Source organism: Sphingomonas sp. (assembly GCF_023266535.1).
In the GTDB taxonomy this organism is placed as follows: Bacteria; Pseudomonadota; Alphaproteobacteria; order Sphingomonadales; family Sphingomonadaceae; genus Sphingomicrobium.
The window spans coordinates 1-14,520 of the sequence record NZ_JAHFPY010000018.1 but is presented as its reverse complement, the minus strand read 5'-3'; the positions used below and the strand labels follow the sequence as shown (position 1 = coordinate 14,520).

The window sequence follows — 14,520 nt, the reverse complement described above, 5'->3', positions numbered from 1 at the left end:
GGCAATGTCCGCGCCCTACGTTCCGCTTCGCGTTTTTTCCTCCTTCACCATGCTCGAGGGCGCCATCGAGCCGAAGGCAATCGCCAAGCAGGCCAAGAAGCTCGGCTTTCCGGCGATCGCGCTTAACGACCGCAACGGCCTCTACGCGGCGATGCCGTTCGGCGAAGCCTGCATGGCCGAAGGCGTGCAGCCGATTGTCGGGGCGATGCTGGCGCTGGCGCGGCCCGACGATATCGGCCCGCCGGGCGCGCTCGACTGGCTGGTGCTGCTGGCCCAGGACGAGGCCGGCTACGACAATCTCTGCCGGTTGGTGTCCTCGTCGCATCTTGATCGCCCGATCGAGCAGGAACCCCATGTGCCCTTCGCCGCGCTCGAGGGCGCGACCGAGGGGCTGATCGCTCTAACCGCTGGCGGCGAGGGTGCGTTGGCCCGCCTGTTCGCTGACGGACAGGCCGACAAGGCGGGAACCTATGCGGGGCGCTTGAAGGCGCTGTTTCCCGACCGCCTCTACATTGAGCTGTCGCGGCGCGGCGATCCGGCCGAGGAGGCCGCGGAAGCCCGCCTGATCGACCTGGCCTATGCGCTGGACCTGCCCTTGGTCGCGACCAACCCGGCGCAATATGCCGAGCCCCAATTCCATGCCGCGCACGACGCGATGTTGTGCATCGCCGGGTCGACCTATGTTGAGAACAGCGATCGACGGACCTCCTCGCCGGAAGCCTGGCTGAAGTCCGCCCCGATGATGGCGGAGCTGTTCGCCGAGCTGCCCGAAGCGATCGCCAATACGGCGGTGATCGCCCAGCGCTGCGCGGTGGCGGCGCCTCAGCGCCGGCCGATCCTGCCTCGATTGAGCGACGACGAGGACGAGACGCTGCGGCGCGAGGCGCACGCCGGGCTGGAGCGGCGGCTGGCGGACAGGCCGGATGAAGAGCGGCAGCAATATCGCGAGCGGCTCGATTTCGAGATCGACGTCATCACTCGAATGGGGTTCGCCGGCTACTTCTTGATCGTCGCCGACTTCATCCAATGGGCCAAGTCCAACGACATTCCGGTCGGGCCGGGCCGCGGATCGGGTGCCGGCAGCGTCGTCGCCTGGTCGCTGACCATCACCGACCTCGACCCGATCGAGCTGAACCTGCTGTTCGAGCGGTTCCTGAACCCGGAACGCGTGTCGATGCCCGACTTCGACATCGATTTCTGCGAAACCCACCGCGACAAGGTCATTGCCTATGTCCAGGGCAAATATGGCCGCGACAAGGTCGCCCAGATCATTACCTTTGGGAGACTGAAGGCGCGCGCGGTGCTCAAGGACACCGGGCGCGTGCTGCAGATGAGCTATGGCCAGGTCGACCGGCTGGCCAAGCTGGTGCCCAATCATCCGACCGATCCCTGGACCTTGGAGCGAAGCCTCAATGGCGTTGCCGAGCTGGAGAAAGAGTATCGCGGCGACCCGGACGTAAAGCGCCTGTTCGATTTGGCGATGAAGCTGGAGGGCCTGCCGCGCCATAGCTCGACCCATGCCGCCGGCGTGGTGATTGGCGACCGGCCGCTGAGCGAGCTGGTGCCGCTCTACCGCGATCCGCGCTCGGACATGCCGGTGACCCAGTTCGACATGAAATATGTCGAGAGTGCGGGCCTGGTGAAGTTCGACTTCCTCGGTTTGAAGACCCTGTCGGTCCTGAAGGAAGGCCAGCGGCTGCTCGCCCAGCGCGGGATCGAGGTCGATTTCGCCTCGCTGCCGTGGGATGATCCTTCGGTCTACGAACTGCTCCAGCGCGGCGATACGGTCGGTGTGTTCCAGCTGGAATCGGAAGGCATGCGGCGGACGCTGGCGCAGGTCCGCCCGTCGAACTTCGGTGACATTATCGCGCTGGTTTCGCTCTACCGGCCGGGCCCGATGGACAACATCCCGCTGTTTGGGGACCGCAAGAACGGCCGCGTTCCGATCGCATACCCGCACCCGATGCTCGAAGGCGTGCTCGCGGAGACCTACGGCATCTTCGTCTACCAGGAGCAGGTAATGGAGGCGGCCAAGGTGCTGGCCGGCTATTCGCTTGGCGAAGCCGACCTGTTGCGCCGGGCGATGGGCAAGAAGATCCAGAGCGAGATGAACGAGCAGCGTGCCCGCTTCATCGAAGGAGCCGCCGCGAATGACATTGGGCCGATCAAGGCCAATGAGCTGTTCGACTTGATCGACAAATTTGCCGGCTACGGCTTCAACAAGAGTCACGCCGCGGCCTATGCGCTGGTCGCCTATCACACTGCCTGGCTGAAGGCGCATCATCCCGCCGAATTTTTCGCCGCGTCGATGAGCTTCGACATGGCCCAAACCGACAAGCTGTCGCTGTTCGTCGAGGATATCCGACGGAGCGGAGTCGAATGCCTGGCGCCTGACGTCAACGCGTCCGAAGCGGCGTTCAGTGTTGAAGACGGTAAGGTGCGTTACGCATTGGGGGCGCTCAAGGGCGTTGGCGAAAAGGCGATGGAAGCGCTGGTCGCGGAGCGGGCAGGGCGAGGCCTCTTCAAATCGCTGGATGATTTTGCCGAGCGGATCGATCCCCGGCTGCTCAACCGCCGTCAGCTCGAAAGCCTGGCCGGGGCAGGAGCCTTTGATGCGCTGAACGCCGATCGCCCGTCGGTGTTCGCCGCCGCCGAAACGATCCTCGCCCATGCCGCCTCCGCTCACGACCAGCGGACCAGCGGCCAGCATGGCCTGTTCGGTGGCGGTTCGGACAGCGGTGTGGCGCCGATTCGCCTGCCACGCGACGCGCGCTGGACCCTGGCCGAGCGGATGGCGGCCGAGCGCGAGGCCTTTGGTTTCTACTTCTCGGCCCATCCGGTCGATGCCCAGCGCCACCTGCTGGCGGCGCACAAGGTGCGCAGCTTTGCCGAACTGTCCGGAATGCCGCTGACCGAAGGGCGCTCGTCGGCGACCATGGCTGGCCTGGTCGAAAGCACGCGCTGGCGGACGTCGGCCAAGGGCCGCCGCTACCTGATGGCGACCATATCCGATGCGTCCGGCCAATATGAAGCGATGGTGTTTGATGACGAGCCGTCGGCCGCGCTGGAAAGCGCCGCCAAGTCGGGCGCGTGTGGCCTTCTGACCGTCGAGCTCGATCGCCGGCCGGGCGACGAGACGCCTCGGGTGGCGATCAAGCGCTTCCAGCCGCTCGACAGCCTGGCCAAGCGGTCGCGCCTGCAGCTGGTCCTGCACCTGGCCGATGCCGGCTTTATCCCGCTGATTGCAAGCGAACTGGCGTCGGCCAAGGGCGGCAATGGGATGGTCCGCGCAACCGTGCCGGTCAGCGGGGGCCGGGAGGCAAGCCTGTTGCTGGGCCGCGACTTCAACCTCGATGCCGACCTTGCTGCGCGGCTGACCCGAATCCTCGGCGAGGGCGCGGTCGAACTCAGCGCTCAAGAACCGCCCAGGCTCGCCCTGGTCGGCTAGTTCGCCGGCGTCGCAGGCGGCGATTGCTGCTCCGCCGGCGGCGAGGCTGCAGCCGGCTCGCTGGCTTCGGGCTGGGGCGTCGCAACCACCTCATTTTCCGCCGTTGAAGTTAGCGGCGGCTGCTCGATCGGCGTTTCGTCGACCGACGTTTCGGGTGGCGGCGGGGTCGCCGTCTCATATTCCTCGCCCGGCAGCTCGCGCGGCGCCTTGGACGGCGGCGGCGACTTGTCCTTGGGCGCGGTCGAACCAGCGTAGACGCAGGCGTCGAGCCCGTCGCGGCGGACCTGCCCGATCCTCGCGGCGATGGTGTTGCCATAGCGGCGGGTAAAACCTTTGGGCGCAATTGCACCGCGCTTCTTGGGCAGCGGCAAGATTGCCGCGATCCGCGCCGCCTCGGTCGGGCTCATCGCGCTGGCGTCATGGCCGAAATAGCGCTCCGACCCGGCGTTGGCGCCATAGGTGCCGATCCCCGTCTCGGCGACGTTGAGATAAACCTCCATGATCCGCCGCTTCCCCCAGAGGTGCTCGATCAGGAAGGTGAAATAGGCTTCCACGCCTTTGCGGGCATAGCCGCCGCCCTGCCACAGGAAGACGTTCTTGGCGGTCTGCTGGCTGATGGTCGAACCGCCGCGGATCCGGCCGCCCGAGGCGTTGCGGCGGGCAGCATCGCTGATCGCGTCCCAGTCAAAGCCCGAATGCTGACAGAATTTTCCGTCTTCGGCGGCGATCGCGGCGCGGACCATGTCGCGGTCCATCTCGTTGAGGTTCATCCAATCCTTGTTGACCCCGCGCCCGGCGAAGAAATCGCCGAGCATCGTCGCCGTGATCGGCGGCGGGACGAAGCGGTAGACGGCCACCCAGGCGATGCTGAACAGGAGCAGGAACAGGACGATTCGCCAGATCCAGCCGAACAGGCCGCGGCGGCCCTTGCGTCGGCGCTTGTAGGTCGGGATGCTGGACGAACGCTTGGCCATGACCGATGCCTAATCAGCCTTTGTCGTGGTGGCAATTAGGGGAGAGGCATGCGCGTCCTGGTGACCGGAGCGGCGGGATTGATCGGCAGCGGCGTCGCCGCGCGTCTTGCTGCGGACCATGACGTCATCGGGCTCGACCTGAAGCCTGGCGAACATGTCGCCATTGTCGGCGATTGCGGCGACGTGGCGGCGTGGCGTCATCGGCTCGGTGGCATCGAAGCGATCATTCATACTGCCGCGCTCCACGCGCCGCACGTTGGCATGCACAGCGATGCGGACTTCCGCCGGACCAATGTCGAGGCGACGGCGCAGCTGATCGACCTGGCTCTGGCGATGAATGCCGGTCACTTCGTCCTGACCAGCACCACCTCGCTCTACGGCCATGCTCTGGAAGCCGAGGGAAAGGCCGCCTGGGTTGACGAGCGGCGCGAGCCCGAGCCCCGCGATATCTACGATGAAACCAAACTAGAGGCGGAGCGCCTGGTGGCGACAGCGGGTGGCACGATGTGCGTGACGTCACTGCGCATGTCGCGCTGCTTCCCTGAACCGGCCGAAGATATGGCCTGGTACCGCCTCTATCGCGGCATCGACCGCCGGGATGTCGCCGAGGCCCATGCTTTGGCGCTGGCGCGCTCCGGATCAGCGGCTACCTATGTCATCAGCGCCGCCACGCCCTTCCGGCCCGAGGATTGCGAGGAATTGGTCCGCGATGCGCCTTCGATGATCGCGCGCCGCTGCCCCGGCCTGATTGAGGAAATGACGTCAAACGGCTGGCTACCACCGAGCTCGATCGACCGTGTCTATGACGGCGGTCTGGCGGCGCGCGAGCTGGGCTTCATCCCGCGATACGGCATCGACTCCTGCCTGGCCGGCGATTGGGACCCGCTTCCGTCGCGCTGACACCACGTCTTGCCGCAATGCAGCAAGAACCGTATCTGTTTTCTTATGACATCGACCAACGACATCCGCCGCGGCTTCCTCGATTATTTCGAACGGAACGGCCATGCGCGGGTGCCATCGGCACCGCTGGTGCCGCACAACGACCCGACCTTGATGTTCGTCAACGCCGGCATGGTGCCGTTCAAGAATGTCTTCACCGGCCTCGAGACGCGCCCCTATGTGACCGCAGCTTCGTCGCAGAAATGCGTCCGTGCCGGCGGCAAGCACAATGATCTCGACAATGTCGGTTACACCGCGCGCCACCACACTTTCTTTGAAATGCTGGGGAATTTCTCCTTCGGTGATTATTTCAAGGAACAGGCGATCCATCACGCCTGGACACTGATCACCAGGGAATGGGGGCTTCATCCGGACCGGCTGACCGCGACCGTCTACCACACCGACGACGAAGCGTTCGACCTGTGGAAGAAGGTTGCCGGCCTGCCCGAAAGCCGCATCATCCGCATCCCGACCAAGGACAATTTCTGGGCGATGGGCGACGATGGCCCCTGCGGTCCCTGTTCGGAGATTTTCTACGACCACGGCGATCACATCCCGGGCGGCCCGCCGGGCAGCCCCGACGAGGACGGCGACCGCTTCGTCGAGATCTGGAACCTGGTGTTCATGCAGTTCGAGCAGGCGGCGGGCGAAATCGTCTCCGAGCTGCCCAAGAAGAGCATCGACACCGGCATGGGCCTCGAGCGCGTCGCCGCGGTGCTGCAGGGCGTCACCGACAATTATGACACCGACACGTTCAAGGCGCTGATCGCCGCTTCGGAAGAGCTTACCAGGACCCGCGCCGAGGGCCAGCAACAAGCCTCGCACCGGGTCATCGCCGATCACCTTCGCGCCTCGGGCTTCCTCGTCGCCGACGGCGTGCTGCCGGCCAATGAGGGGCGCGGCTATGTCCTGCGCCGCATCATGCGCCGCGCCATGCGCCACGCCCATCTGCTCGGCGCCAAGGAGCCGCTGATGTGGCGCCTGGTGCCCGAGCTGGTGGCCGAAATGGGCAGCGCTTATCCCGAGCTAGTCCGCGCCCAGCCGCTAATTGAGGCGACGCTGTTGCAGGAGGAAACCCGCTTCCGCCAGACGCTGGCCAACGGCCTCAAGCTGCTCGACGAGGCGACCGGCGACCTGGCCGCGGGCGGCACGCTGCCCGGTGAGACCGCCTTCAAGCTCTATGACACCTTTGGTTTCCCCTACGATCTGACCGAGGACGCGCTCCGCGCCCGCGGCCTCAACGTCGATCGCGCCGGCTTTGATGTCGCCATGGCCGAACAGAAGGCCGCCGCCCGCGCCGCCTGGAAGGGATCAGGAGAGAAGGCCTCCGACGAGCTATGGTACGATATCGCCGAGGAGGTCGGCGCGACCGAATTCACCGGCTATTCGGGCCATGAAGGCGAGGGCGTGGTGCTGGCCCTGGTCAAGGAAGGTGATCGAGTCGATGACGCAAAGCAGGGCGAAACGGTCACCATCATCCTCAACCAGACGCCCTTCTATGGCGAGAGCGGCGGGCAGGTTGGCGATGCCGGAAAACTTAGTTCGCTCATAGGGTTCGAAGGCGAAGTTCAGGATACGTCGAAACCACTGGGCAAGCTGCACGCGCTCAAAACGAGGGTGGCTAAAGGTGCGGTCAGTGTCGGCGACGTGCTGCTGCAGCAGGTCGACATCGAGCGGCGTACAGCGACCCGCGCCAACCACAGCGCGACCCATCTGCTCCACGCCGCGCTGCGCAACCGGCTTGGCGAGCATGTGACGCAAAAGGGCAGCCTGGTCGCGCCGGACCGCCTGCGGTTCGATTTCTCGCACCCCAAAGCACTGACAAGCGACGAAATCGCCCTGATCGAGGCCGATGTGAACGCCGAAATCCGCGCCAACGAGCCGGTCGCCACCCGCTTGATGACCCCGGACGAGGCGGTCGAGTCCGGGGCGCTGGCCCTGTTCGGCGAGAAATATGGCGACGAGGTCCGCGTGCTCAGCATGGGCCGCGAGGACGACAGCCGCTTTTATTCGGTCGAGCTGTGTGGTGGCACCCATGTCGCCGCGACCGGCGACATCGCCATCTTCAAGATCGTCTCGGAAAGCGCGGTTTCATCGGGTGTGCGCCGGATCGAAGCGCTGACCGGCGAAGCGGCCCGGCAATGGCTCAATGGCCGCGACGAGAAGCTCAAGGAAGCCGCGGCGGCGCTGAAGGCTTCGCCTGACGAGGTTCCAGCCCGGGTTGCCGCGCTGGTCGAGAATGCCCGCAAGCTCGAGCGCGAGCTCGCCGACGTCAAAAAGGCGCTGGCCATGGGCGGAGGGGGCAAGGCCGAAGCGGCGGGGCCCGAACAGGTCGGAGGACATGCCTTCCTTGGCCAGGTGGTCGAGGGCCTCGATCCCAAGGGGCTGCGTGGCGAGGTCGACGGCATGAAACAGCGCCTCGGCAGCGGCGTCGCCGCGCTGGTGGCGGTCAACGAAGGCCGCGGCAGCGTCGCGGTGGGCGTCACCGACGATCTGGTTGGGCAGGTTTCGGCGGTGGAGCTGGTCAAGGCCGCGGTCGAAGCCATGGGCGGGCAGGGCGGCGGCGGCCGTCCCGACATGGCGCAGGGCGGTGGGCCCTCCGGCTCGAAGGCCGAAGAAGCGCTGCAGGCTGTCCGCAAGGCACTAGAGAAGGTGGCGGCGTGACATTCCTTGCGGTCGCCGTCGTCTCAATCGCTATAACGGCGAGCGTAGCGGACCCTCCCGCAAGGCTGACGCGCATTGCCGATGCCAACGACAGAGGCGAACTCAACCCCGACGCGACGATGGGTCAGGTTGTCGTCGGCTATTACATCGAGCTTCAGACCAAGCATCCCAATAGCGTGAGTGTCATGAATGACGACTTCACCTGCAGGAATAGCGTTCCTCAGATCTTGAAGGCGACCACGGTGAAGAAGGCCAGAGGTCTTTCCGGTGATGTGAAGGCGGCGTTGGTCGCGAACAACCAGTCCGCCCTTGAGTCTCTCTCGGTTGACGTAATCGCCGAGCTAGATGGCGTCGATGCAGTGAAAATCCGTACGGATGAAGCCTTGGGTCCCGGTGTCTACCGACCCGCGATCACGGCGATCGCTTACACGATCGGCCGCTGTCGGTTTTACTGATGATTGACATGCAATCCTCCGACCCTGTCACGCTCAACGGCTCCTGTCATTGCGGGGCGGTGAAGTTCACGGCGCGCTTGCCGCTCGGCTTTGCTTCGGCGAGGCGTTGCACCTGCTCCATCTGCCGGATGCGGGGGGCGATCGCGGTGACATCGACCGCTGAGGATTTCACCATCGATGAGGGCGCCGACCAGCTCGCGACCTACCGCTTCAACACCAACACCGCCGAGCATCATTTTTGCCGGAATTGTGGGATTTACACCCATCACAAGCGCCGATCGAACCCCAGCCAGCTGGGCGTCAATGTCGCCTGCCTGGAGGGCGTCTCGCCGTTCGATTTCCGCGAAGTGGTGGTCTTTGACGGCCAGCGCCACCCGGGCGACAATCCGACCCACACCACCTACACCGCCGGAACGCTTAGGTTCGATCCAGCCGCCTAAAACTCCTCCCCGGTACGGGGAGGGGGACCACCTGAAGGGTGGTGGAGGGGTTTGCACTCCCCCAGAATGAATTGAAGCACGGCGTTCAAGTCGGCAAGGACGTCTCGCGCGGCTATTCGCATTGTTCGAAACCCCTGATTGGCGAGCCAAATGTCTCGCGCTTCGTCGTGAGCCGGTCGTGAACCCATGCTGTGAACTTCGCCATCGATCTCGATTGCCAGCCGGGACTCAAGACAGGCGAAATCGAGGACAAACGGACCGGCGGGATGTTGCCGCCTGAATTTGATGCCTCCGGGTCGCTTACGAAGTTCGCGCCAAAGGATCACTTCGGGCAGCGTCATTTTTTGCCGTAGCTTTTTGGCTTTGCCGATGGTTGCTCCCGGCCCTGTCAGCATTGTGCCAGCCCCTCCGTCGGCACTATGTGCCGCCACCTCCCCGTGCCGGGGAGGAATTGTTGACGGAATCGCGGGCCCGCCGCCGTCCGAGGCTCGGCTCTACATCGAGCTGGCCGGCTTCCATGATGTCGGCGCGCAGTTCGCTGCGTTTTTCGTGGATCGAGGCGATGACCGGGCCCATCGCGACGCCAATATCGACCAGCACCGCCTCGCTGAGCTGGAGCGAGGCCTCCAGCGCTTCGGGCACCGCATCGGTCACGCCGGCCCGGTAGAGGGCCGCGGCATGATCGGTATCGCGGGCGCGGGCAATGATCGGCGTTTCCGGATGCTCGGCGCGCAGCCGCTTGGCGACCCGGGCCGTCAGCACCGGATCATCCATCGTCAACACCACCGCTTTGGCCTGGTCGAGGTCCAATTTCTCGATCAGTTCGCGTCTTGAGACATCGCCGTAAAGCACGGAATAACCAGACTTTCTGGCCTCAGTGAAGCCATCGATGTCACTGTCAACCGCAAGATAGGGCTGGCCATGCTCGGTCAGCATGTCGGCGACCATTCGCCCGACCCGGCCGAAACCGAAAATGACGGTCTTGCCGGCGGTCGGGCCGACCTCCTCATTGGCCAGGGCAGCATGATCGACCCGCCGCGCCGTGAAGCGTCCTGCGCTGGCCAGCAGCGGGGTTATGGTGAGGCCGATCGCCGTCGCGGCCGACCAGAAGGCGACGGTGTCCGCGCCCAGAATCCCGGCGACACCGGCGGCGCCGAGCACGATCAGCGTGGTTTCCGACGGGCTGGCCATCAGCAGGCCGGTTTCGGCGGCGACGCCACGTGTTGCGCCGGCCATCCGCAGCAACAGGCCCGTCACCAGCGCCTTGACCAGGATCACCGCCGCCAGCCCACCCAGCAGCTCCGGCCAGTCCTCCGCCAGCGCGCCAACGTCGATCCGCATGCCGACGGTGATCAGGAACACGCCCAGCGCGAGGCCCTTGAACGGCTCGATCACCAGCTCGACCTCATTGCGATAGTCGGTTTCGGCAATCACCAGGCCGGCCACCAGCGCGCCGAGGATCGGCGACAGGCCGACCGATCCGGTGACGGCCGCGGCCAGGATCACCACCAACAGCGAAATGGCGAGGAAAAGCTCGGGCTTTTTCGACCGCGCCGCCTGGGCGAACAAGGCGGGCAGGATGAAGCGGCCGATGACCAGGATGGCGAGGATGACCAGTGACCCCTCCAGCGCGATGCGGCCGAGGCTGCTGGTCGCGGCGCCGCCGGCTGCGCCGATCAGGAAAAGCATCGGCACCAGCGCCAGATCCTCGAACAGCAGCATCGACAGCGCCGCTCGCCCGACGGCGCCTTGCGTGCCCGAAATCGGCAGGACCAGCGCGGTCGAGGACATGGCCAGCGCCAGCGCCAGCCATACCGCGCTCTGCAGCGCCCAGCCGGACAGCACGAGCACACCGCCAATCAGCGCCGCGATCAGGATCATTTCGGCCGCGCCGATGCCGAACACCATGCGCCGCATCGCCATCAGCCGGCGGAGGCTGAGCTCCAGCCCGATCGTGAACAGCAGCAGGACGATACCGAGCTCGGCGAAGGGCTCGATGCCTTCCGGGTCGGTGATCGAAACCCAGTTGAGCCAGGGATAGCGGTCGGTCAGCGCGCCGAGCCCGAACGGCCCGGCGATGATGCCGACCAGGATGAAGCCGATCACCGGGTTGATCTTGAACCGGGCGAAGGTCGGGATGACGATTCCCGCCGCGCCGAGGATCGTCAGCGCGTCGGAGAGTGCCGGTGTGATGTGAAATCCGCCCGCCATAGTGGCGTTTAAGCAGGGCTCGGCCCTTTAGTCATCCTCCCTGCCACACTGTGGTGGGGAGGGGGACCGCTCGAAGAGCGGTGGAGGGGCCAAATTGCAAGGCACTAGGCCCCTCCGTCAGCCCTTGAAGGGCTGCCACCTCCCCACGCCTTTGGCGCAGGGAGGAGCGGAAATTAAGCCCCGACCGATTCCGTGGCCATGGCGGTCTCGAGATTCTCGCGGATCGCCTCGAAGAATTGCTCGGTGGTCATCCACGCTTGCTCCGGGCCGACCAGCAGCGCCAGATCCTTGGTCATCTTGCCGCTTTCGACCGTCTCGACGCAGACACGTTCCAGCGTCTCGGCGAAGCGGACTACGTCGGGCGTGTCGTCGAGCCGGCCGCGAAACTTGAGACCGCCGGTCCATGCGAAGATCGACGCGATCGGGTTGGTCGAGGTCGCCTTGCCCTGCTGGTGCTGGCGGTAATGGCGGGTGACGGTGCCGTGAGCCGCCTCGGCCTCGACCGTCTTGCCGTCCGGCGTCATCAGCACCGAGGTCATCAGGCCCAATGAGCCGAAACCCTGGGCAACCTGGTCCGACTGGACGTCGCCGTCGTAATTCTTGCAGGCCCAGACGAACTTGCCGCTCCACTTCAGCGCCGAGGCGACCATGTCGTCGATCAGGCGGTGCTGATACTCGATGCCAGCCTTCTCGAACGCCGCCTTGAACTCGGCGTCGTAGATTTCCTGGAAGATGTCCTTGAAGCGCCCGTCATAGGCCTTGAGGATGGTGTTCTTGGTGCTGAGATAGACCGGCCAGCCGCGCTGGAGGCCATAGTTGAGGCTCGCCCGCGCAAAGTCGCGGATCGACGCATCGAGGTTGTACATGCCCATGGCGACGCCCGCCTCGGGAAAGTCGAACACTTCATGTTCGATCACTTCGCCGCTCTCGCCGACCCATTTGATGGTCAGCTTGCCCTTGCCCGGCACCCTGAAATCGGTCGCCTTATACTGGTCGCCGAAGGCGTGGCGGCCGACCACGATCGGGTCGGTCCAGCCGGGGATCAGCCTGGGCACATTCTGGATGACGATTGGCTCGCGGAAGATGGTGCCTCCCAGGATGTTGCGGATCGTGCCGTTGGGCGACTTCCACATCTTCTTGAGGCCGAATTCCTCGACCCGCTGCTCGTCCGGGGTGATCGTCGCGCATTTGACGCCGACGCCATATTGCTTGATCGCCTCGGCTGCCTCGACCGTGATATTGTCGTCGGTCTCGTCGCGCTTCTCGATGCCAAGGTCATAATATTTGAGGTCGATATCGAGGTAGGGCAGGATCAGCCGCTCGCGGATCCATTGCCAGATGATGCGGGTCATCTCGTCGCCGTCGAGCTCGACGACCGGGTTCTTCACCTTGATCTTGGCCATTTTCTCTTACCTGTGCGGATTTGTGCTTCGGCGCGCGCCTTAAGCAGACGCCGCGCGATAGGCAACCATCGCGCATTGCTCCTCGTTCCGCTTGTGCCTAATGAACGGCGCCATGCCCGAAATCGACAAGCCCAACAGCCACCTCACCACCGTCAAATGGCGCTTTCCCTCGGTCCATCCGGAGGGGCGCAAATATACGCTGGTCGCCGCCTTCGCCGCCCTGGCGATCTATACCGTGGTTAATCATTTCCTCGGCTGGCTGCTGATCGGCCTGACCATCTGGGTGGCGGCATTCTTCCGCGATCCGATCCGCACCACGCCAAGCGATCCCAAGCTGATCGTCGCGCCCGCCGACGGGCTGGTGACGATGATCAGCCGAGTGACCGCGCCGCTGGAGCTGGCCGGGGAGGGTGGCCTCACCGGGGAGTTCACCCGCGTGTCGATTTTCATGAGCGTGTTCGATGTTCACATCAATCGCTCGCCGATCGCCGGGACGGTCCGGCGCATCGCCTATGTGCCGGGCAAATTCCTCAACGCCGACCTCGACAAGGCCAGCGAGGACAATGAGCGGCAGCATTTCCTGGTCGAGCGCGAGGACGGCGTGAGGATTGGCTTCACCCAGATCGCCGGGCTGGTGGCGCGGCGGATCCTGTCGTTCGTCAAGGAAGGCGACCGGGTCGAGGCTGGCGAGCGCGTCGGCCTGATCAGGTTCGGCAGCCGGGTCGACGTATTCCTGCCCGCGGGCACCGGTAGCCAGGTGCTGCTCGGCCAGCGGACCATCGCCGGCGAAACCATAATCGGCGAGCTCGGTGTCGATCCGCAGCGGCGCGGGATCAGTCAATGACCGACCCCGCCGAGCGCACCGGCCTCCCGTTCCGCGCATTCCTGCCCAACGCGATCACCGCGCTGGCGCTGTGCTTCGGGCTGACCGGCATCCGCTTCGGCTTTTCCGGCGAATGGGAGAAGGCTCTGGGCTCGATCATCCTTGCCGGGGTGCTCGACGGCATGGATGGGCGCATCGCCCGCCTGCTCCGCGCCCAGAGCAAGTTCGGCGCCGAACTCGACTCCCTAAGCGATAATATCGCCTTCGGCACGGCACCGGCGCTAATCATTTTCTTCTGGTCCCTGAAGGAAGCGCCCAAGTTTGGCTGGACCGTGGCGCTGGCGTTGGCGGTCTGCTGCGCGCTCCGCCTGGCGCGGTTCAACGCCCGGATCGACAACAAGGACCAGCCGCACAAGTCGGCGGGCTTCAATACCGGCGTGCCCGCGCCGGTCGGCGCCGGGCTGGCCTTTGTGCCATTCTATCTGTGGCTGATCAGCGGGAACGAATGGTTTCGCCACTGGACCCTGGTGATGCCGTGGATCCTGTTCGTCGCCCTGCTGATGATCAGCAGCCTGCCGACCTTCAGCTGGTCGTCGATCCGCATCCGCCCGAGCTGGCGCCTGTTCGCGCTGGCTGGCGTGGCCCTGTTCGGCGCGGCTCTGATCAACGAGCCATGGTGGACGCTGCTTGGAATTTCCGTCGTCTATCTGGCCCTGCTGCCGCTGAGCTATGCCAGTTACAGCCGCGTCAAGCAGCGGCGCGCAGCTCAGGCCAGGCCGGTTCCGCCGCCCGCTCCGGCGAGCTGAACCGGACGACCGTTGGGCGGGCAGGGCGTACTTCCGCGGCCCATGATTAGCCCCGCATCGCGGCGATGATCTTGGCGCCATCGTGGCGGGCAAGGTCCTTGAGGCCGGCAATGGCGAAGCTGATCACTGCCAGGCTGATGAAGGTAGCGAACATCGGACATTCCTCCCTGTGTTGTCGCCAATGTTCCTATAATGTTCTCATGCCGTCAAGCCATTTTGTTCTGCGTTCGTTCCTGTGTACCCGATAACACGGAAGCGCTTGATATCATTCGCTTCATCGGCTAGGGGCCCGCGCATCCCACAGGTGGAACCACCATACCGGTGCCAGCCGAACGGCTGGTGACACGGTTCCACCGA

General features: G+C 65.0%; 10 protein-coding genes and 1 pseudogene. 7 read left to right on the top strand and 4 right to left on the bottom strand.

Features of this window, described 5'->3' with window-relative positions; genetic code table 11:
• Window positions 1-4: 4 nt before the first annotated feature.
• Window positions 5-3,448, top strand: coding sequence for a DNA polymerase III subunit alpha (dnaE, locus tag Q0C64_RS04290; protein WP_294121059.1), 3,444 nt, complete (start codon window positions 5-7; stop codon window positions 3,446-3,448).
• A gap of 254 nt (window positions 3,449-3,702) precedes the next feature.
• On the opposite strand, the pseudogene mtgA reads toward dnaE, so the two are convergent.
• Window positions 3,703-4,422: pseudogene (gene mtgA / locus Q0C64_RS04285) on the bottom strand (monofunctional biosynthetic peptidoglycan transglycosylase); the annotation flags it as partial.
• A gap of 48 nt (window positions 4,423-4,470) precedes the next feature.
• Between mtgA and Q0C64_RS04280 the strand changes: the two are divergent.
• The 4 genes from Q0C64_RS04280 to Q0C64_RS04265 are packed head-to-tail and all read left to right on the top strand — an operon-like array spanning window position 4,471 to window position 8,920.
• On the top strand, window positions 4,471-5,322 hold the full coding sequence (locus tag Q0C64_RS04280) for an NAD(P)-dependent oxidoreductase (RefSeq protein ID WP_294121058.1): 852 nt from the start codon (window positions 4,471-4,473) through the stop codon (window positions 5,320-5,322).
• Window positions 5,323-5,367: 45 nt separating this feature from the next.
• Window positions 5,368-8,025 carry an alanine--tRNA ligase gene (alaS, locus tag Q0C64_RS04275; RefSeq protein ID WP_294121057.1) on the top strand — a complete coding sequence of 886 codons (2,658 nt, stop codon included), beginning with the start codon at window positions 5,368-5,370 and terminating at the stop codon, window positions 8,023-8,025.
• Entirely contained in the window at window positions 8,022-8,480 is a 459-nt protein-coding gene (locus Q0C64_RS04270; RefSeq protein WP_294121056.1) for a hypothetical protein, read from the top strand. Before alaS ends, Q0C64_RS04270 begins: the two co-directional genes overlap by 4 nt.
• Window positions 8,480-8,920, top strand: coding sequence for a GFA family protein (locus Q0C64_RS04265; protein WP_294121055.1), 441 nt, complete (start codon window positions 8,480-8,482; stop codon window positions 8,918-8,920). The genes Q0C64_RS04270 and Q0C64_RS04265 overlap by 1 nt, the downstream gene beginning before the upstream one ends.
• On the opposite strand, the gene Q0C64_RS04260 is transcribed toward Q0C64_RS04265, so the two are convergent.
• The 3 genes from Q0C64_RS04260 to Q0C64_RS04250 form a co-directional block, all read right to left on the bottom strand.
• Window positions 8,917-9,315, bottom strand: coding sequence for an endonuclease domain-containing protein (locus tag Q0C64_RS04260; protein WP_294121054.1), 399 nt, complete (start codon window positions 9,313-9,315; stop codon window positions 8,917-8,919). The genes Q0C64_RS04265 and Q0C64_RS04260 overlap by 4 nt on opposite strands.
• Before the next feature lie 22 nt (window positions 9,316-9,337).
• Window positions 9,338-11,131: a cation:proton antiporter gene (locus tag Q0C64_RS04255; RefSeq protein WP_294121051.1), complete on the bottom strand. Its 1,794-nt coding sequence runs from the start codon at window positions 11,129-11,131 to the stop codon at window positions 9,338-9,340.
• A gap of 173 nt (window positions 11,132-11,304) precedes the next feature.
• Window positions 11,305-12,534, bottom strand: a complete 1,230-nt coding sequence (locus tag Q0C64_RS04250; RefSeq protein WP_294121050.1) for an NADP-dependent isocitrate dehydrogenase — start codon at window positions 12,532-12,534, stop codon at window positions 11,305-11,307.
• A gap of 112 nt (window positions 12,535-12,646) precedes the next feature.
• Between Q0C64_RS04250 and Q0C64_RS04245 the strand changes: the two genes are divergently transcribed.
• Window positions 12,647-13,378 (top strand): phosphatidylserine decarboxylase, encoded by a 732-nt coding sequence (locus Q0C64_RS04245; protein ID WP_294121049.1) that lies wholly within the window; start codon window positions 12,647-12,649, stop codon window positions 13,376-13,378.
• Complete coding sequence (locus tag Q0C64_RS04240; protein WP_294121047.1) at window positions 13,375-14,163, top strand: phosphatidylcholine/phosphatidylserine synthase; 789 nt, start codon at window positions 13,375-13,377, stop codon at window positions 14,161-14,163. The genes Q0C64_RS04245 and Q0C64_RS04240 overlap by 4 nt, the downstream gene beginning before the upstream one ends.
• The last annotated feature ends 357 nt before the right edge of the window (window positions 14,164-14,520 follow it).

Excerpts from the sequence above, each read along its gene's own strand:
- Q0C64_RS04250 (WP_294121050.1), bottom strand. The coding sequence starts at position 12,534 with ATGGCCAAGATCAAGGTGAAGAACCCGGTCGTCGAGCTCGACGGCGAC.
- alaS (WP_294121057.1), top strand. The coding sequence starts at position 5,368 with ATGACATCGACCAACGACATCCGCCGCGGCTTCCTCGATTATTTCGAA.
- Q0C64_RS04245 (WP_294121049.1), top strand. The coding sequence starts at position 12,647 with ATGCCCGAAATCGACAAGCCCAACAGCCACCTCACCACCGTCAAATGG.
- Q0C64_RS04260 (WP_294121054.1), bottom strand. The coding sequence starts at position 9,315 with ATGCTGACAGGGCCGGGAGCAACCATCGGCAAAGCCAAAAAGCTACGG.
- Q0C64_RS04240 (WP_294121047.1), top strand. The coding sequence starts at position 13,375 with ATGACCGACCCCGCCGAGCGCACCGGCCTCCCGTTCCGCGCATTCCTG.
- dnaE (WP_294121059.1), top strand. The coding sequence starts at position 5 with ATGTCCGCGCCCTACGTTCCGCTTCGCGTTTTTTCCTCCTTCACCATG.
- Q0C64_RS04255 (WP_294121051.1), bottom strand. The coding sequence starts at position 11,131 with ATGGCGGGCGGATTTCACATCACACCGGCACTCTCCGACGCGCTGACG.
- Q0C64_RS04280 (WP_294121058.1), top strand. The coding sequence starts at position 4,471 with ATGCGCGTCCTGGTGACCGGAGCGGCGGGATTGATCGGCAGCGGCGTC.
- Q0C64_RS04265 (WP_294121055.1), top strand. The coding sequence starts at position 8,480 with ATGATTGACATGCAATCCTCCGACCCTGTCACGCTCAACGGCTCCTGT.